Source organism: Gillisella vitis (assembly GCF_001541345.2).
Classification (GTDB): Bacteria; Pseudomonadota; Alphaproteobacteria; order Rhizobiales; family Rhizobiaceae; genus Allorhizobium; species Allorhizobium vitis.
The window spans coordinates 299654-317804 of sequence record NZ_LMVL02000006.1; the positions used below are offsets into that span (position 1 = coordinate 299654).

The following is an 18151-nucleotide window of genomic DNA, read 5'->3' on the forward strand; positions in this document are numbered from 1 at the left end:
TGTGGGATGCTGCATGTCTGAATGCTTGCAGTGCTTTTAGTATTATCGGAGATCACATATGCCCCCGGCAGTCATCTTGCGCGCGGTTTCACGGCATTTCGGCAGCGTCCGGGCCGTCGATAATGTCGATCTGGAAATCGCCGAGGGCGAATTCTTTGCCATGCTCGGGCCATCCGGTTCCGGCAAGACAACCTGCCTGCGACTGGTTGCGGGCTTCGAGCAACCAACCGCCGGCGAAATCGTGATTTTCAACGAGAATGCCAACGGCATTCCGCCCTGGAAACGCAACGTCAATACGGTCTTTCAGGATTACGCGCTCTTTCCGCATATGAGCATTCTCGACAATGTCGCTTACGGCCTGATGGTCAAGGGCGTTGGCAAGAAGGAAAGGCTGAAAGCCGCAGAAGAAGCGCTAGACCTGGTAAAGCTTGGTGGCTACGGCGCGCGCAAGACCGGCCAGCTCTCCGGCGGTCAACGGCAGCGCGTGGCGCTGGCTCGTGCTCTCGTCAACAAGCCAAAAGTGTTGCTGTTGGACGAGCCGCTTGGCGCACTTGATCTGAAATTGCGTGAAGCCATGCAGGAAGAATTGAAAAGCCTGCAAAAGGCGCTCGGCATTACCTTCATCTTCGTCACCCACGATCAGGGCGAGGCGCTATCCATGGCGGATCGAGTCGCCGTGTTCAGCAACGGGAAAATCGTTCAGGCCGGAAGTCCGGAGATGATCTATCAAAATCCGCGAACGAAATTTGTCGCCGACTTCGTAGGCTCATCCAATATCCTGCCGCCAGACCTGACAGCCAAGCTGACAGGCAAGAGAGCCTGGTCGAGCATTCGTCCCGAACAGATCAGCATCGGTGGGAACGCACACGATGTTCTTAAAGTCTCGGGCCAACTTGGCTCCAGCAGTTTTCTCGGCGCATTCAAGCGCATCATCGTCAATGCAGGCGGTCTGCAGTTGCATGCAAACCTGCCAATCGGACAGGATGTGCCGCCACCGGGAAGTGATGTTTCGCTTTGCTTTGACCGCGCATCACTCAACATGTTGGAAGATGCGGCATGACGGGCGCTCTCTCTAATGAAGGCCTGATTGGCCGCGTTTGCGCGACATTCTGGCGAAAGCCAAAACTGCTGGTCATTCTGATGCTGGCACCACCGCTCCTGTGGCTCGGCGTTGTCTACGTCGGTTCGCTTCTGGCGCTCTTGCTGCAGAGTTTCTTTTCGATTGATGATTACAGCGGCCTGATCAAATATCAGCTGACACTGTCCACCTATGCCCAGCTGTTGAGCGGCTCCAATATCGATATCATCCGCCGCACGGTTGTCATGGCGGCTTTGGTGACGGTTGCCGCTGCCATTCTTGCCTTTCCTATTGCCTATTATGCGGCGCGTTATGCGAAAGGACGCTGGAAGGCGGTGTTTTATCTTGGTGTGATGCTGCCGCTCTGGTCGAGCTATCTGGTGAAGATCTACGCCTGGAAAATGATCCTGTCGAAAGAAGGCATCATCAACTGGGTCGCCGACAAGCTGCATCTGACGCCCTTGCTGGACGCCTATCTGGCAATTCCCAACATCGGCGGCAATTCGCTTTCGGTGAGCGCAACAGGAACGTTCTTGGTTTTCCTTTATATCTGGCTTCCCTATATGATCTTGCCGGTTCAGGCTGCGTTGGAGCGGGTGCCCGCAAACCTGATCGAAGCCTCGCATGATCTGGGTGCTTCCCCCGGTCAAACCTTCCGGCACGTGCTTTTGCCCTTGGCAATGCCAGGTGTTGCAGCGGGATCGATTTTCACCTTTTCGCTGACGCTGGGCGACTACATCATCCCCGGCATCATTGGCACCTCGCGGCTCTTCATCGGCCAAACAGTCTATATTCAGCAGGGAACTGCCGGAAACGTGCCGCTTGCCGCCGCCTTTTCCGTGGTGCCGGTTGTCATCATGGGCATCTATCTCTGGCTTGCCAAAAAACAGGGGGCGTTCGATGCGCTCTGATAAAACCAATTCCGCACCCTTCAGCTTGAAACTTGCCGCAATTGGCGGCCTGCTATTCCTGCATCTGCCGATCCTGCTGATCTTCGTCTATGCCTTCACAACGGAAGACAAAAGCTTCCAGTGGCCGCCGCCGGGCCTGACAACGCGCTGGCTTTATGCTGCCTGGGAACGTAGCGATGTCTGGAAAGCGCTTGGTCTTTCCGTGCAGGTTGCCTCTGTTGCCACGCTGGTTGCGCTGGTGCTCGGCACGCTTTGCGCCGCAGCCGTGGCCAGAACGAAGTTTTTCGGCCGGGAGGCGATCACACTGTTGGTCATCTTGCCGATCGCCCTTCCCGGCATTGTCACCGGCATTGCGCTTCGCTCTGCTTTCGGCCTGTTTGAAATACCTTTCTCCTTCTGGACGATTGTTCTGGGTCATGCGACTTTCTGCATGGTCGTGGTCTATAACAATGCCGTTGCCCGCTTTCGCCGACTGTCGCCCTCCTTGATCGAAGCCTCTTATGATCTCGGCGCCAACGGCCTTACGACATTCCGCCATGTCGTGTTGCCCAATATCGGCTCGGCGCTTCTGGCCGGCGGTATGCTCGCCTTTGCGCTGTCCTTCGACGAGGTGATTGTCACGACATTCACCGCCGGGCAGCAGCAGACTCTGCCAATCTGGATGCTGGAAGAACTGATCCGTCCGCACGAACGGCCCGTCACCAATGTTGTCGCAATGATTGTGGTGCTGGTGACCTTTCTGCCGATCCTGGGTGCCTATATGTTGACGCGCAGCGGTGAAGAAACCTGTGGCTCCGATAAATAATTCAAAGAAAACAAGGACCCTTGTCATGGAAAAATCAATGCTTATCGGCTCGAAACTTGTTTCCGGTGAAGGCCAGGACGAGCGGATCCTCAACCCCAGGACCGGTGAACTGATCACGGAAATACCCGAGGCCTCGCAGGCGCAAGTCGATGCGGCGGTTGCCGCTGCTGACAGGGCTTTCCAGGGCTGGTCGAAGACGACACCGGCAGAGCGTTCGGTCTATCTGTTGCAGATCGCCGACCGTATCGAGGCTGAGGCGGATGCCTTTGCAGCCTTGGAAGCGCTCAACTGCGGTAAGCCTATTAACGCTGTGCGTAATGATGAAATTCCGGCCATCGTCGATTGTTACCGTTATTTCGCCGGTGCCGTGCGCAATATGCAAGGTGTCATTGCCGGCCAATATCTGCCGGGCATGACCTCGATGATCCGGCGTGATCCCGTCGGCATTATCGGCTCCATCGCGCCCTGGAACTATCCCTTGATGATGATGGCCTGGAAGCTTGCACCGGCCATTGCCGGCGGCAACACAGTTGTTTTCAAGCCTTCAGAGCAAACACCGCTGACCGCGCTCAAAATGGCAAAACTGCTTTCCGAAATCCTGCCTGAAGGCGTCGTTAACGTCATTCTCGGGCGCGGGGATACGGTTGGTAACACACTGATCAATCATCCGGCGATCAACATGATCTCAATCACCGGCGATATCGCCACCGGCAAAAAGATCCTCCAGGCCGCCGCCAAGACCGTCAAACGCTCGCATCTGGAATTGGGCGGCAAGGCTCCAGTCATCGTCTATGGCGATGCTGACATCGACGCCGTCGTCGCAGGTATCAAGGCCTTCGGCTATTACAATGCCGGACAGGATTGCACGGCCGCATGCCGGATCTATGCCGAAAAGAGCATCTACGCAAAATTCGTGGCCGATCTCAGCGCCGCAGTCTCCACGATCCGCTTTGGAGAAGCCGATGACACGATGAACGAAATCGGCCCGCTGATTTCATTGCGCCAGCGCGACCGGGTGGCAAGCTTCGTGCAACGCGCAGCAGAAATCGGCCATATCGAAGTCACCGCAGGCGGCGCAACGCCGGAAGGCGGCGGCTTCTATTATCAGCCAACTGTTGTGGCAGGTGCCTTGCAATCTGACGAAATTGTCCGCCGCGAAGTCTTCGGTCCGGTCGTGTCTGTGACACCGTTCGGTGCTGACGATGATGTTATTGGCTGGGCCAATGATTCCGATTATGGCCTGGCCTCTTCTGTCTGGACCAAGGACATATCGAAAGCGATGAATGCAGCCGCCAGCCTGCGGTATGGCTGTACCTGGATCAACACCCATTTCATGCTATGCAACGAGATGCCACACGGCGGATTGAAGCAATCCGGCTATGGCAAGGATCTCTCCCAATATGCGCTCGAAGATTACACCGTCGTCCGACATGTTATGATCAATCACGGGTGATCGAGTTGGTTTCTTTGCGGATCAATTTCAACGCGGCCCTTTTATTCCCGCGGCTTTGCACAAGGGCTTCGAGAACATAGATGTTGGCGCTAGGGCGTTGGTGTCAGGCGGCCTATATCGCGGCTTCGCCAGTCTGACGAGGTTGTACGTGTGAAGCAGCGTCGGAGGCTACCCCTATGACTGGTCCCGTAAGGCCCTGCTCTACTGAGATAAAATGGAGATCAGGTGGGGAGCACGATCAATGCCGATGAACACCCCACACGCGCAGAAATTTTACAGGTAAAGTCAGGCGTTCTGCAACACGATTGCCTCGACCGATGGTCGGCGGCGGCTGAGCAAAAACAGGTTCAGAAGCGCGCCGCATGAGCATAGTGAGGCGAGACCAAGGAGGACATGACTGCCAAACTGTGTCAGCAAACTGATAAAGATCGGAGGCGATGCGGCCGAAATTAGATTGAGCGGCAGTGCGATGCGCGACGTTGCTTTGGCAAATTCGGCCTTGTCGTAGAATAACAAAGGGATGGTGGCCCGAGACACCGCCAGCGCGCCGCTGCCCAGGCCGTAAATCAGGATGAAGCCAGGGACTGTCCAATAGATGCCATCGCCTACGATGAGCAGCAGCATTGCGACAGGCAGACAAATACCGGCGACCAGGCCGGTGGTTATCCCATCCCATCGACCGCCACCCACGAAATCCAATCCGCGAGCACACACCTGAATGACCCCCAGCATCGAGCCGAAGGCAATCGCTTGGGACTTTGGTAATCCCTCAGCCTGCAAGAGTTCGATCAGTACGGCAGAAAACCCGAAGGTAACGAAGGCATTGAGGGCGATGGCTGTTACTATGAGAGCGAAAGTGCCTTTGCGTGCGATCGTTGTCGGCCCGGTCGCCGGCGCTGACGGGCTCGTCGCCTCCCCCCGATATGCCCGGCGCGGCAAGCCGAAGACATAAAACGGCAGGCATACCAGCACCATCATTGCTGCATAGACGAGGCAGGTGCCACGCCAGCCCACTGCTGCCGAAAGAAATGCGGTCGTCGGCCAGAAGATGCTACTAGACAGCCCCGTTACCAGCATGAGTGCGCCGATGGCGCTCTTGGCCTTCCGTCCGGCGATCTCATTGAGCATGATATAGGCCGCTGTGGTCAGTGTGGCGCTGCCGGCTGTACCCAGAATGACCCAGGCCGCGAAATAGAGCACTGGCCCTGTTGAAACGGAAAGCAGCACAAAGCCGGCCGCAGCGAGAACAGCCCCGGCCATCATCACGCGGCGGGCGCCGAACCGCATAAATCCCTTCGCCAACACCGGAGCCCATAGGCCCATGACGACATACAGGACTGAACTGCCAGCGAAGGCCGCCTCGATGCTCATACCAAGACCGGCGGCAACCTGCTGGCCGATGATCGCGGGAAGGCTGACCGTACCCCACCCTATCACCTGCGTCACGGCAAGGACGAAGAGGACACTGATGATTTTCCTGTCGGGTCCTAGGAAGCGCATAGGCCTGCCAATAACAATTAAAATTGCTGATTAGCAGACTTCACATATCAAGTAGATGACAGCTGTGTTCGAGTGTGTCGGATCAATGCTGACGACGTCAGGCAGACCATCTAAAAACTCTGCTTGCCACAATTATTGATCCCAGCCGACAATTGTGAGCTTGGGCCACATTTTGATCCAGCGATCGATCTTCTTTTCGTATATTTCGCATGTAATCTGCTTTTTGTTTGGGCGGACGACAGCACCAAACAGGTCGGAAAGTCCATAGGGAGCGCACAACTCCAGGCTAGTATGGGCAGGTCGCAGGCCCACGGCCGCCGCCGCTGTCGGAAAAGTGGTTATGGCTTCGGCTGTTGAAGTATACGGATTAATCGAATATCCGAACTTGGCTTCGTACCAAGAGTGTACTCTGGCTTGGTTTTTCACATCTATCCAGACTGGCAACCCCGAGAATGCTGATCGGATACGGGCCGAGTGTTCGGCTTCCGAGACCTCTTAAAGATCATCGGGATCGAAATAAACGATATCGATGTCTTGGATGCCATAAGCGGGCGGGAAACCAAAAATGTGGTTCCAAACCGTTTGGGCGATAGCACCGGCCACAAGCTAGGAATCAGGCAGGGCAATCTCATCCCAGTTGCTAAGAACTGAAGAAAGCAGTGGGCTCTTGGAGACGATCTCTTGTAATTCCAGGTGCAGTTCGTCGCTCACATAAATCTTCCTTCGAACGGCTTGGCTGATTCCAAATAGCACGTCGCCGCGCTAGATTCTGCCATGGCACATCTTTCTGGAACAGAGAGCGCACAATTGCTGCTTCTCGCGGAAGGGCAATGTCACATTGCTTGAATAAGCCAAGCGAAGGGCTTGCAGTTGAAATCAAGCCACCGCGTCGGTCATAGCCTTCCACTGCGCCATTGCGGGGATTCTATGACTCTGGGTAGTCAGAGCTGAAGCAAATGTCGGCGTCCGTGCTCGCAACCGGATGACTGAACCTGGCCATTAAGAGTTCAGCCGCGTTGCATGAAAACTCAAAGGGTCGGGCTAATTTATCAACGCCGCCGACGATTCTTTTTTGATCGAACTTTTTTATCATTATATAAGTAATATATAATTATAACGGCAGGCTGAACCCTAATCCTGGATTAAACGATGCCGGTTTTCAAATTCTCTAAACTCGTTCGTGAATTGCTGACTGTCCGATCTGATAATCCCGATTTGCTAAAAGCCCAATATCGCGCCTTTTCAAGCCAAATGCCGATGATGTATTTCATCTTGTTAAGCAGCAGCTGGGCGCTGGCCATCACACATTTCCATTCCTCACCCTTGTCTCTTACCGTCGGCATACCGCTCCTATTTACGTGTCTGGGCGGCCTACGAATGGTATTCTGGTTGCGAAACCGCAGTGTCAATCCGACAGCTGAAATGGCACATGCCGCAATGATCTTCACAAATCGTCTTTCTATTGTAATTGCGATCGCTTTTGCCGTTTGGTGTTACATGTTGTTACCTTATGGAGATGAATACGAGCGATCTTACGTCTCTTTCTACATGGCAATTACTGTGATGTCGTGCATTTTCTGCCTGATGTATCTCCGGTCGGCAGCAGTCATTGTCACTATAATTGTCAGTATATCATTTCTAATATTTTTCATTCCACTGTATAAGATTATTTCCATAGCCGTTGCGGTCAATGTCATGTTGGTTTGCGCAGGTATTATATCGGTTTTGCTCAAGAATTACCGCAATTTCGAGCAGATGGTCCTATCAAAACATAGGGCAGAAGCATTGAGCAACGAAAATTTGCGACTGGCCCACGTCGATAGCCTAACCGAGCTACCAAACCGACGAGCGTTTTTTTCGTATCTTGAAGTCGAGCTGAGGAACGCGAGCGCCGTTGGTTCCAGAGTAGCCCTTGGCATTATCGACCTCGACGGGTTCAAACCAATTAACGACCTTTACGGCCATTCGACAGGTGATCGGCTTCTGGTTGAAGTGGCAAAGCGTCTCCTGGCTCTTCCTGAGGGCCACGAAGTCTTCCGGCTGGGTGGTGACGAATTTGCTATTATTGCGACGAACTCTCTAGACGATGAACAGTTCTTAAGCGCCTTCAATGCACTGAGCGAGAGGCTTCATCACCCTTTTTATATGGCGGAGGCCACCGTTCAGGTTTCTGCATCAATTGGCATTTCATTCTATCCGGATCTTACATCGACGCCAGAGAGATTGTTTGATCAGGCTGACTACGCCCTCTATCACGCAAAGAATACTCGACGTGGGAGTGCGGTATTGTTTAACGCGTGCCATGAAAGACAAATCAATATTAACGCCAGCATCGAACAAACACTCAAGCAAGCTGACATATCGCAAGAAATGTCTATCCTCTATCAGCCCATCATTGATATCAGACGGCGCAAGCCCGTTGGCTTTGAGGCACTGGCCCGGTGGGAAAGCCCAACTTTAGGCCAAGTATCGCCAGCCGAGTTTTTTCCTATTGCGGAGCGGGCTGGAATTGTCGGTCTTTTAACAAGACCACTTCTCAGAAAGGCCCTCGATGCGGCCAGCCAATGGGATAGCGATCTGCGGCTATCATTCAATCTTTCTGCTTACGACCTTAACTCGAGCGAAAGTGCTGCGCTCTTGATCGACATCATCGAAAGTGGAAAATTTGATGCTGGCCGAATTGATTTTGAAATTACCGAAACAGCATTCACACATGATTTTGCCCAGGTGAAGCGGTCTATTGAAATGTTGCGCCTACTCGGCTGCGGAATTTCTCTTGACGATTTTGGTATTGGTTATTCGAGCCTCACACGGCTGCACTCTCTTCCACTCACCAAGATCAAGATTGATCGCAGCTTTGTCGTAGGTCTGGACAAGACACCTGCAAGTTATAAAATTGTCAAATCCGTGCTCGCTCTCAGCCAGGATATGGGATTGGAGTGTGTTGTTGAAGGTATAGAGACACACGACGAATTGGCGGCTCTACAAAAACTCGGTGGCATCCTCGTTCAAGGTTATATCTGTTCTCCGCCACTGCTTGAGTCAGATGTGGCTGAGTTCGTTGCTCGATCTACGAATACCGGTGCTGTGTAGGCTTCCGCTGTGTTGAATTTTCGATTTACCAGCGTTGATACTTTGAGCCATTCTGACGTCGCTGACTGAACGCTGATATATTTCCTTAAATTGTCTGTCGGTCAGGCCATAGAGCGGTTACTTTCCCGCCTGCCGTCGTCACGCAATGTAGCGGAACTTCCCGGTTCGCTGATGGCATTCATGCCGCTGACCATGCGGGATGCGCGTGCGCCAGGATTAACTGGGCATCATCATCCGTTAACACACCTGGATAAACTAAAAAATAAACATAAAGCACGAGTCAGGTTGTATATTTACAATCCCAGACTCTTGGCTTTACATCGGCTTAACATCACCGAGCTGGGAGCCATGATGAAAACTGTTCTTTTTTGTTTAGCAATTTTTCTTTTGCCTATTTCAGCTGCTCTTGCCGATTGTCCCGCCCCCATCGACAACAGTTTCGCAGCAGCAGCCAAAGCCAACTTCGACTGCTCCAGTAGCCTGCCCCTGAAAGGTCACGAGACGGATCGCAAGTTCCAGATCCACTACGATTTTCCAAAGACCTTGCCCGATACCAGCAAGTTGCCCTGGTTGACGATTGATCCCTTCAAGAACCCCGCTGACTACATGCAGGCCGTCTTGAATTACGTTACCAAAGTGAACGCCCGTCCTGATATCGATTGGCGCGTTCAAGACAACAAGGTCGAGGAATGGTGCGATGCGCCATGGTTCTTCATGTTGAGGGAGCCACTGCACGGCATGACCACCGAACGATGGTCTCGCCCCAAGGAGCTGCATGCTCTGCAAACGAATTGGGAGCGTACTTTCGCTGTCGGGATCTACAATGATGTGGCCTGTTACGGTCTTGGTCAGATCTGGGCCGATCCGGCCTTTCCCAAAACCCTTGATTTTGCATTCGCGGAGGGCGCCGTTGCCGCCAAAATGCTGTTCACCTCAGCGACACCTTCCAGCCTTCCTTATCTTGCAGGGTCAAAGGAGTGGGACGTTGCCGGAGAAAAGGACGGCAGCACCATGACGATGCGGCTTCTGCAATTTGATCTCTCGATCAAGGACAAGCGTTCGCCCAACGGCTGGTTCTTCGGGACTTTCGTCTATAATGCCATGCAGCCCGGTGATACGCCTTATCAACGCCTTGTTCCGGTCGGTCTGATCTGGGGAAGCGATCCCGCGTTGAATGCAACAGCCTATCTCGAGCAAGCCATGTCGCCGACCGAAAGCTGGGTCAATCCTGCGGTCGCAACTATGTTTTATCCCCTCCCGAGACAGCATCTCGGCCTTTTCGGGCGCGCCAATGGCCCGGTCGACAACCCAATGTCCGCCTGCATTACATGCCATCAGCGCGCGCTTGACTGGGGGACCGCAGTCTTGCCTGACAGCCCTGAAGCGGCGCAAGCGGCGGAACTGTTGCCAGATGCTCCCACTGATCCATACAATGACTCAGCCGTCGCCGCCTATTTCAGAAACATTGGGTCCAATTCACCCGTGCCGGACACGCAATCGCTTGATTATGTTTTGCAGGTTTCAAAAGGGATTGCTGCATTCCGCAATTGGGTGAAGACCGATTTTCCTGACCATGCCGCATCCACCTCGGATGTCCCGCCCTACCCCTTCAAACCTGGCAACACAATCACCACGGTGCCCGTTGACATTACTGCTCCCGGCACTGAAAAACCTGGAAACGATCCGACCGGCAAGCTTTTCCTTCGCTGATCCAATATGATAATCTAACTATATCCCGTCTTCAGGAGCTGCGCATGTTGTCGTTAAACATCTTTGGCCGCTTTCTGATTGTCGACTCTCATGGGTGTGACCGCAGCCCGAGAGGATCAAAGGCACGCGGTATATTGGCATTACTTGCCATGTCAAAAGGCTATTCGTGCAACCGGATCTGGCTGCGGGACAAACTTTGGAGCGATCGGGATTCCAAGAGAAGATCGGATAGCCTTCGCCAGACGCTCGTCGACATACGACGGGCGTTTGGCCCCTATCACACCGTATTGCAAGCGGATCGGGAAAAGGTGGCACTCGATCCAACCCGCTTTAAGATAAAATACCAGCTCATGCCCACCTCCGGTAACTGGACGAATGAGCAGGACGCATTTGCCGACCTCGACATTCGTGACACTGAGTTCGCAGACTGGATTCGGAACTTACGAGCGTCTCTTGCAGACAAGGCGCGGATCAGTCCGCCCCATGTCCTACGCAGTCATACCTCCCCCAAACCCGCAATTTTTTTCCAATTCCTATCCGATAACCAGCTTGCGAGTGAATTGACATCAAGTCGGCTGATGACGCTGACCACGGCGTCGCTCCATGATTTAGACGATTTTGAAATCTTTCCCCGTCACACTGCCATCACTGGCACGCTCCCTCCCTTGCCTGTCAAAGGCATCAGTGTCGCAGTGCGGACCGTAACTTTGGGTCCAGACAGCCATGTGGTTTTTGCCATCAGCCATGCAGGGACTGGACAGCTCTATTGGTCGCGAACCACTCAAATATCGGCATCACACACTGACTTGCTACATCACGAATCCGGGATTCTTGTCCAAGCCATTCTTTCGACGTTGCGGGAGCGGAAGGATCAGCTTGGAATCTCACATTCTGGAGCCATGCTCGCCAATCATGCGCGGGCCTTGATCTTCCGATTTGATCGGCAAAGTTTAAGAGATGCAGACGTAAATTTGCGCTATGCCTATGATCGCGATCCGCGGCCGCAATATCTGGCATGGCGAGCATTCCTGCGTAACATGGCTCAATTCCAGCACTGCAGCAGCACATTCCTGGACGACAAGGTCACATCGGCAGATTTGGTTCAGGAAGCATTGCGCCAGGACGTCGGCAGCGCCAGTATTCTGGGCATCGGGGCCCATCTCGAATATCTTGGAGGCGGTTCAAGCCGTGGTTCGTTACGGCTTGCTGAACGCGCTGTCAGCCTCGATCCGTCGAACGCAGTCAACTTGGCGATTTTATCCAATACAGAACTGGTTCTCGACAAGCTCAGGGATAGCCGAGGATCGGCTTTAAGCGCACTTGCATTAACAGGCGGAGGCGAGCACAGGGCCTTTGTCGAATTCTTTTGCTGTATGTCCGCCGCCGCGTTGGGCGAATATGCAACAGCCATAGGTCACGCAGAAGCTGCGCTTATTCTGCGTCCCGCATTTCGAGCACCTCTAAGGTATTTGGTCGCGCTGTATAAACAAATGAACATGATCAAACAAATGGAACGTGCCATCTCCCGATTGCAGCAGTTCGAGCCTGACTTCGTGCCGAGCCGCTTTCTCGACAACGATTATCCGGTCACCACCATGCGAAGGCTTCGGCTGATCGAAGCCATTGCCAGCTAGTCATCGCAGCCCTCACCGCAGCAGAGATAGCGTTATCGCCGGTGCAGCGGCTGGCGGCAAAGATTGACGTCCGCGTTTTCAATCCGATTTAAGGAATTATGCAGTCGGGTTATCTCCACCTGACTCTGATCCCTGCAAGGTGTTCCATTGCGACGTCGCGTCGGCGCGATCTTCCAACGCAGTGCCACGAGGTCTTTCCGACCCAGTCAGCGTCGGCGCGATCAGTGTGATCGTCAACACAATCTGTCGCTCAATCGCAATTTGATCATTCGTACCTGTCAATCGCCAATAACTCCAATTGGCATTGACGAGGGTGTAAAGACTAATGCCGAGCTCAAAAAGCTGTTCCTGCGGCCATGTTGAGCCAAGACGATGCAACAGCCGTGCATAGTTCGACGCAACCAGCCTTGCATGCTGTTGGGCAATGGGAAACAGGGTCTCATAATAATAAGCCGCATCAACAATGGTGCGGTCCAGCCCGATGGAAAGTTGATAAACCCATGTCTCGCGGATCAGGGTTGCCAATTGCGCCTGCCAGCCATTAGCCTGGACTTTCTCCGATCCGGCTTCCAGAAAAGTTCGCACCTGGGCCAGTTTTTCCTCGTAAATTTCGGCAATGCGGAGTTTGATGTCAACAATCTTTTGCTTAAAGGACGCAGCATTCGGAGCATTGTAGAAGGCGACAGCGTACCTCAGGTCTTTATCCCTCAACTGGTGGAACTGCACCGGCAGGGACGTTTCCGGTTTGATAAATTGGTCAAGTTCTACCCGCTTGCCGACATCAATCAGGCGGTTCAAGACAGTGAAAGCGGTGTGACTCTGAAGGCAATCTTGCGCATGTCGGGTTCTTGATATTCTTTCACAGCGCTGTGGACATTTATGTAAAAGGGGGATGTGTTGCATCGATTCCATAAGCATTTTTCATATTCAGCGTCTGTGCGAAACTTCACTTACCGCGGTGGCGATTTCATTATGTCCGATTTTGTGGTGATTGCGCAGTCCGTTCTGGCGGGCAGCGCGTCATCATCTCTCATCAAACTGTGTGGCTTTGGGCTGAGACATTCGTCAGACACTTTGCCAATGATCTCCAGACGCGATCTGCTGGCAAACTCGGTGATATCTGGAGCTTGATGAGGTTGCCATCACCAGCGGCGTGACACCCCCGGAATTGCGCCTTCAAAGGCGCGTAAAGCGATGTGAGACAGGTCGACGCAAAGCAGCATCACTCTCAGGGTTTTCCACAGCCGCCCATTGCAACCGCAGAACTGGACAAGTGAATATCCATCAAGGTCTCGACAACGAAAACGAGTATGGCTAATAGCGTAACGATATAACATAAGGGAGATGCCTATGCTCAAGACATCCATGCTCGCAGTATCTGTAATGCTGCTCTTTTCCGGCTCGGCGGTTGCTGGCGCGAACGACACGACAGTGGACGTCGTCGCTCCCTTCGAGATCACCGGATTGGATCCAGCCAAATCGGGCGATATCTTCCTGCGTATGGGCATTGTCGAGACACTGGTGGAATCCGACAAGGATGGTAACCCGGTACCGGCACTCGCGAAAAGCTGGATCGTTTCACCAGATGGCACTTCGGTGCGTTTCACGCTCCAGCAGGGTGTCTCCTTTCATGATGGGTCAGTGCTTGCTGCGAAAGATGTCGCCAGAGCGTTGAACGTTGCGCGGGGCAAGCCCGGCCGTTTGCCCCGCTTCTGGCTTTCCTCGCTGAAAGCCGGGCGCAGATACTTGCGCCGTCTGCCTATGAGGGCAACACCGTCAAGGCAATTATCGGCACCGGCCCCTTCAAGCTCACAGGTATCGAAGCACCGCAAAGTCTCGCCGTCGAACGCTTTGACGGCTATTGGGGCCGCAAGCCTGCCATTGAGAAAGCAACCTATCTCACGGTAAGCCGCGGAGAAACCCGCGCTTTGATGGCCGAAAGCGGCGATGCCGACTACGTCTTCAACCTTGATCCGGCCAGCCGCACGCGTCTGTCCAAGAGCGACAAGGTCAAGCTGCTCTCGACCTCGATCCCGCGCAGCGTGCTGTTGAAGGTGAACGCTGGTCTGGCCTCACTTGAAGATATCAAAGCGCGCGAGGCGCTGAGCCTTGCCATCGATCGCGAAGGGCTGGCGGTGGCCATCCTGCGCTATCCGGCCGCAGCAACCCAGCTTTTCCCACCGAGCGTCGGAATCTGGTACGACAAGTCGCTTGCCCCCCTCACCTATGATCCAGACAAGGCCAAGTCCCTTCTTACAGAACTCGGCTGGAAAGCCGGATCAGATGGCATTCTTCAGAAGGACGGCAAGCGCTTCGCTCTGACGCTGACCACCTATCCGGATCGCCCCGAGTTACCGCTGATAGCCGCCGTCCTTCAGGACCAGTTCAAGGAAATCGGCGTCGCATTGACGATCAATTCGGCCAATTCGAGCGAAATCCCAGCCAAGCATCAGGACGGCACGCTGGAACTGGCGCTGATGGCGCGCAATTTTGCCCTGGTTCCCGATCCCATTGGCACGATGCTTTCTGACTATGGTCCCAAGGGTGGCGATTGGGGTGCCATGAACTGGACCAATGCGGATTTCAACAAGGCCCTTGACGAGCTGACCCGTGTCACGGATCCGGCAGCAGCCGAAACCCTGCGTCACAGAGCCGTCGCTGCCATCCAAAGCGATTTGCCCGTGATTCCGATTGCCTGGTATCAGCAGACGATTGCAGTATCACCGAAGCTGGAGGGGGCTACCATCGATCCCTTTGAGCGCAGTTTTGGCCTTCAGAATATGCGGTGGGCAAAATGATCAGAGCTATCGTCAGCCGTCTCATCCAGGCAGCTCTGGTCGCGCTTATGGTCGGTATCCTGACGTTTGTCATGGCACGGTCGCTGCCCGGAGACCTTGCCTACCGGATCGCGGCTGGCCGCTATGGCTACGATATCGTCGACAGCGCCGCGGCGGCCAAAGTTGCTGCGGAGCTGAACATCGGCCAACCATCGCTTGCTGCTCTCGGGCAATGGTTGCTGGACCTGCTGCGTTTCGATCTCGGCACATCTCTGGTGACCGGTGAGCCGGTGGCGCAAGCCATTCGTGTCCAGTTCGGCCATACGCTTGAATTGGCGCTTGTCGCCATTCTGCTATCGCTTGTCATCGGCCCGCCGCTTGGCGTTCTGGCGGGTCTGCGACCCGGCAGTCTGCTTGATCGTGCATTGCTGCTGCTGTCGACCACACTGCGCGCACTGCCGCAATTCGTCGTCGGTCTGATGCTGATTATCGTTTTCGGTCTCACCCTCAATCTGCTGCCGACTGCTGGGCACGAACACGGTGGCCACCTTGTCTTGCCAGCCCTTACGCTGGCGCTTGGTCTTGCGGCGGTCTCCAATCGCGTGGCCAGAGACGCCATGCTTTCCGTGTCCCAATCCGCCTATTATGCGTTTGGACGCACCAAGGGCCTTTCGGAATGGCAGGTCTTTCGTCATCACGGTTTGCGCAACGTCGCTGTGCCGATCGTCACCTATCTCGGCGTCCAGTTCGTCTACCTCGTTGAAGGCGTGGTCGTGGTCGAGACGCTGTTCGCTTGGCCGGGAATCGGCCATGCACTGGTCCATGCCATTTTCGGGCGAGACGTGCCGATGATTCAGGGCACGGCTCTTATCATGGGTCTGTTCTTCGTAATCCTCAACGCGGGCATCGACCTCATGTGCCACATCATTGACCCTCGGAGACGCAGGACATGACGGCTTTCGATTATACAGCGCCAACTGAGGCGCGTTGGCCACCGCGTCGGCTGGCGGGACTTGCGATCCTCGCAGGCCTGCTGGTATTCGCCTTCCTCCCTTTGCTGATCGGAGGTGAGGATCCACTGAAACAATCATTACGCCTCTCGTTGCAGGGGCCGACTGTGAGTAACTGGTTCGGATACGATCATCTGGGCCGCTCGATGCACGCGCGCCTTTCGGCTGCGCTGCGGTTATCCCTCGGCTTGGCAGGACTGTCGGTCCTGACCGCGATGATCCCCGGCGCTCTTCTGGGTGCCGCCGCCGCCTGGAGCGGCGGCTTTGTCGACAGGGCGATCGGTGCGGTCTCGGAAGCCTTTCTGGCACTGCCCGGACTACTCCTGGTCCTGATGCTGACCGCTATCGTCCCCGATAGCGCCGCCATGCTTTATCTTGGTATTTCGCTTGTGCTTTGGGTCGAATACTTCCGGATCACCCGCGCCCTGACAAAACCGTTGCTTGCCTCGCCAGCCGTCGAAGCCTCAAGGCTTCTCGGTTTCGGCCCAATTTATATTCTGCGCAGGCATTTATGGCCGGAGATCGCGCCCGTGCTGCTGACTGTGGGGGCCTATGGGGCCGCATCTGCCATGATGGCTATTGCTGCACTCGGTTTCGTCAGTGTCGGTGTTCGTCCTCCGACACCCGAGCTCGGCGCCATGATGATCGAGCTTCTTCCCTATTACGAAGAAGCCCCCCACGCCATTCTCCAGCCAATCGCAACGATCTTTCTGATCGTTCTCGCGTTGCAGCTCATCGGGGCAAAGAACAAGCCATGACCGTTTTACTCGATGTGACCCATGCGACGGTTTTTACCTCAACCGGCGTCTTGGTAGAGCCGGTCAGCTTCACGCTTCATGCCGGCCGCGCTTTTACCATTCTTGGCGAAACCGGATCGGGCAAGAGCCTGCTCGCACAAGCCATCATGGGCATCCTGCCGGACGGGCTGACCGCGAAGGGCAAAGCGATAATAGATGGCATTGCCCTTGACCTCGCCAACCCCTCGGGGCATCGCGCACTTTGGGGGCGAAAAGTCAGCATTCTGCCGCAAGAACCGTGGTTGGCGCTCGACCCAACCATGTATGCTGACCGGCAGATTGCCGAGGGTCATCGGTTTGTTGGCGGCATGACGGCGACAGCCTCTCTCGCGGCGGCTCGTATCGACCTGGCAGCGCTCGGCGTGGTCGATGCTGAGAAAAAGCTGCCGGGCAAACTGTCCGGCGGCATGGCGCAGCGGGTGGCTTTTGCCGCAGCCCGCGCAGGGGGCGCCCGGATTGTGGTTGCGGACGAACCGACAAAAGGGCTCGATGTCTCCCGCCGCGACGACGTCATCGCACTGTTAATGAAAGAAATCGAGGCAGGCGGCTCGGTCCTCACCATCACGCACGATCTTGCGCTCGCACGGCAAATGGGCGGTGACCTAGCCATCATGGTCAATGGACGCATCGTTGAGCAGGGAGAGGCCGCGACCATTTTGGCCCACCCGGAACATGATTATACACGCCGGCTGATCGCGGCCGATCCTGGCCGTTGGCAGAGGAATGCCAGCCGATCCGCAATCAAGGGCGACCCCATCCTGACCGCCCGCTCCATCGCCAAGAGCCGTGGTGGAAAACACCTGTTTGAGGGGCTTGATGTGGACATAGGTGAGGGTGAGATTGTCGGCGTCACGGGTCCCAGTGGCTCGGGTAAGAGTACGCTCGGTGACATTCTACTTGGACTGCTGAAGCCGGACCGGGGTTCCGTTAACCGCCCGGCGGTTGTCGCCCGGACGCGCTATCAGAAGATCTACCAGGACCCGCCCTCCGCATTTCCAGCCAAGATCCGCATCGGCACGAATCTGGACGATCTTATCCGTCTGCACCGATTGGACCCGACACGGATCACGCCGCTGATGGAGCGACTGCACTTGTCGCAGACCTTGCTCGGACGCCGACCAGACGAAGTCTCCGGCGGCGAATTGCAACGTTTCGCCCTACTGCGGGCATTGCTCCTTGATCCCGTCTTCCTCTTCGCCGACGAACCAACATCAAGGCTCGATCTCATCACTCAACAGGAAACCATTGAACTGCTTAGCGAACTGGCACGGGAACAGAATTGCGCCGTACTCATTGTCAGCCACGATGCTGCCCTCATAGGACATGCCTGCGACCGGAGCTTGGTGATTTCGTCGTAAGCCGGGCTACGGCATGCCGATGCGA

The 18151-nt window shown here is 55.0% G+C and carries 12 protein-coding genes and 3 pseudogenes; 12 read left to right on the forward strand and 3 right to left on the reverse strand.

Annotated features, from left to right (window positions below; translation table 11 throughout):
- Positions 1 to 58: 58 nt before the first annotated feature.
- Genes ASB66_RS20810 through ASB66_RS20825 form a run of 4 tightly spaced genes read left to right on the forward strand, consistent with a single transcriptional unit; the run spans position 59 to position 4247 of the window.
- Complete coding sequence (locus ASB66_RS20810; protein WP_060717732.1) at positions 59 to 1060, forward strand: ABC transporter ATP-binding protein; 1002 nt, start codon at positions 59 to 61, stop codon at positions 1058 to 1060.
- Positions 1057 to 1989 carry an ABC transporter permease gene (locus ASB66_RS20815; RefSeq protein WP_060717731.1) on the forward strand — a complete coding sequence of 311 codons (933 nt, stop codon included), beginning with the start codon at positions 1057 to 1059 and terminating at the stop codon, positions 1987 to 1989. The genes ASB66_RS20810 and ASB66_RS20815 overlap by 4 nt, the downstream gene beginning before the upstream one ends.
- Positions 1979 to 2794: an ABC transporter permease gene (locus ASB66_RS20820; RefSeq protein WP_060717730.1), complete on the forward strand. Its 816-nt coding sequence runs from the start codon at positions 1979 to 1981 to the stop codon at positions 2792 to 2794. The genes ASB66_RS20815 and ASB66_RS20820 overlap by 11 nt, the downstream gene beginning before the upstream one ends.
- Before the next feature lie 25 nt (positions 2795 to 2819).
- Positions 2820 to 4247 (forward strand): gamma-aminobutyraldehyde dehydrogenase, encoded by a 1428-nt coding sequence (locus ASB66_RS20825; protein WP_060717729.1) that lies wholly within the window; start codon positions 2820 to 2822, stop codon positions 4245 to 4247.
- Between the two features lie 285 nt (positions 4248 to 4532).
- On the opposite strand, the gene ASB66_RS20830 is transcribed toward ASB66_RS20825, so the two are convergent.
- The gene (locus ASB66_RS20830) at positions 4533 to 5747 is read right to left on the reverse strand and encodes an MFS transporter (protein WP_060717728.1); all 1215 of its coding nucleotides are present in this window, start codon (positions 5745 to 5747) and stop codon (positions 4533 to 4535) included.
- A gap of 132 nt (positions 5748 to 5879) precedes the next feature.
- Positions 5880 to 6350: pseudogene (locus tag ASB66_RS20835) on the reverse strand (nucleotidyltransferase family protein).
- Between the two features lie 546 nt (positions 6351 to 6896).
- On the opposite strand from ASB66_RS20835, the gene ASB66_RS20840 reads away from it, so the two are divergent.
- The 3 genes from ASB66_RS20840 to ASB66_RS20850 all read left to right on the forward strand — a co-directional run bounded on the left by ASB66_RS20840 (position 6897) and on the right by ASB66_RS20850 (position 12184).
- Positions 6897 to 8840: a putative bifunctional diguanylate cyclase/phosphodiesterase gene (locus tag ASB66_RS20840; RefSeq protein WP_060717727.1), complete on the forward strand. Its 1944-nt coding sequence runs from the start codon at positions 6897 to 6899 to the stop codon at positions 8838 to 8840.
- A 180-nt stretch (positions 8841 to 9020) separates the two neighbouring features.
- Positions 9021 to 10550: a hypothetical protein gene (locus ASB66_RS20845; protein WP_234614202.1), complete on the forward strand. Its 1530-nt coding sequence runs from the start codon at positions 9021 to 9023 to the stop codon at positions 10548 to 10550.
- A gap of 44 nt (positions 10551 to 10594) precedes the next feature.
- Positions 10595 to 12184 carry an AfsR/SARP family transcriptional regulator gene (locus ASB66_RS20850; protein WP_060717725.1) on the forward strand — a complete coding sequence of 530 codons (1590 nt, stop codon included), beginning with the start codon at positions 10595 to 10597 and terminating at the stop codon, positions 12182 to 12184.
- A gap of 96 nt (positions 12185 to 12280) precedes the next feature.
- On the opposite strand, the gene ASB66_RS27025 is transcribed toward ASB66_RS20850, so the two are convergent.
- Positions 12281 to 13096 (reverse strand): hypothetical protein, encoded by an 816-nt coding sequence (locus tag ASB66_RS27025; RefSeq protein WP_188352320.1) that lies wholly within the window; start codon positions 13094 to 13096, stop codon positions 12281 to 12283.
- A gap of 107 nt (positions 13097 to 13203) precedes the next feature.
- On the opposite strand from ASB66_RS27025, the pseudogene ASB66_RS26815 reads away from it, so the two are divergent.
- The 5 genes and pseudogenes from ASB66_RS26815 to ASB66_RS20885 all read left to right on the forward strand — a co-directional run.
- Positions 13204 to 13337: pseudogene (locus ASB66_RS26815) on the forward strand (IS6 family transposase); the annotation flags it as partial.
- Between the two features lie 347 nt (positions 13338 to 13684).
- Positions 13685 to 14982 (forward strand): annotated as a pseudogene (locus ASB66_RS26525) (ABC transporter substrate-binding protein).
- Positions 14979 to 15914, forward strand: a complete 936-nt coding sequence (locus tag ASB66_RS20875) for an ABC transporter permease (RefSeq protein WP_060717723.1) — start codon at positions 14979 to 14981, stop codon at positions 15912 to 15914. The pseudogene ASB66_RS26525 and the gene ASB66_RS20875 overlap by 4 nt, the downstream one beginning before the upstream one ends.
- Positions 15911 to 16729, forward strand: a complete 819-nt coding sequence (locus tag ASB66_RS20880; protein ID WP_060717722.1) for an ABC transporter permease — start codon at positions 15911 to 15913, stop codon at positions 16727 to 16729. The genes ASB66_RS20875 and ASB66_RS20880 overlap by 4 nt, the downstream gene beginning before the upstream one ends.
- Entirely contained in the window at positions 16726 to 18126 is a 1401-nt protein-coding gene (locus ASB66_RS20885) for an ABC transporter ATP-binding protein (RefSeq protein WP_060717721.1), read from the forward strand. Before ASB66_RS20880 ends, ASB66_RS20885 begins: the two co-directional genes overlap by 4 nt.
- Positions 18127 to 18151: the final 25 nt, after the last annotated feature.

Excerpts from the sequence above, each read along its gene's own strand:
- ASB66_RS20880 (WP_060717722.1), top strand. The coding sequence starts at position 15,911 with ATGACGGCTTTCGATTATACAGCGCCAACTGAGGCGCGTTGGCCACCG.
- ASB66_RS20850 (WP_060717725.1), top strand. The coding sequence starts at position 10,595 with ATGTTGTCGTTAAACATCTTTGGCCGCTTTCTGATTGTCGACTCTCAT.
- ASB66_RS20840 (WP_060717727.1), top strand. The coding sequence starts at position 6,897 with ATGCCGGTTTTCAAATTCTCTAAACTCGTTCGTGAATTGCTGACTGTC.
- ASB66_RS20820 (WP_060717730.1), top strand. The coding sequence starts at position 1,979 with ATGCGCTCTGATAAAACCAATTCCGCACCCTTCAGCTTGAAACTTGCC.
- ASB66_RS27025 (WP_188352320.1), bottom strand. The coding sequence starts at position 13,096 with ATGGAATCGATGCAACACATCCCCCTTTTACATAAATGTCCACAGCGC.
- ASB66_RS20875 (WP_060717723.1), top strand. The coding sequence starts at position 14,979 with ATGATCAGAGCTATCGTCAGCCGTCTCATCCAGGCAGCTCTGGTCGCG.
- ASB66_RS20885 (WP_060717721.1), top strand. The coding sequence starts at position 16,726 with ATGACCGTTTTACTCGATGTGACCCATGCGACGGTTTTTACCTCAACC.
- ASB66_RS20810 (WP_060717732.1), top strand. The coding sequence starts at position 59 with ATGCCCCCGGCAGTCATCTTGCGCGCGGTTTCACGGCATTTCGGCAGC.
- ASB66_RS20815 (WP_060717731.1), top strand. The coding sequence starts at position 1,057 with ATGACGGGCGCTCTCTCTAATGAAGGCCTGATTGGCCGCGTTTGCGCG.
- ASB66_RS20825 (WP_060717729.1), top strand. The coding sequence starts at position 2,820 with ATGGAAAAATCAATGCTTATCGGCTCGAAACTTGTTTCCGGTGAAGGC.
- ASB66_RS20830 (WP_060717728.1), bottom strand. The coding sequence starts at position 5,747 with ATGCGCTTCCTAGGACCCGACAGGAAAATCATCAGTGTCCTCTTCGTC.
- ASB66_RS20845 (WP_234614202.1), top strand. The coding sequence starts at position 9,021 with ATGCCGCTGACCATGCGGGATGCGCGTGCGCCAGGATTAACTGGGCAT.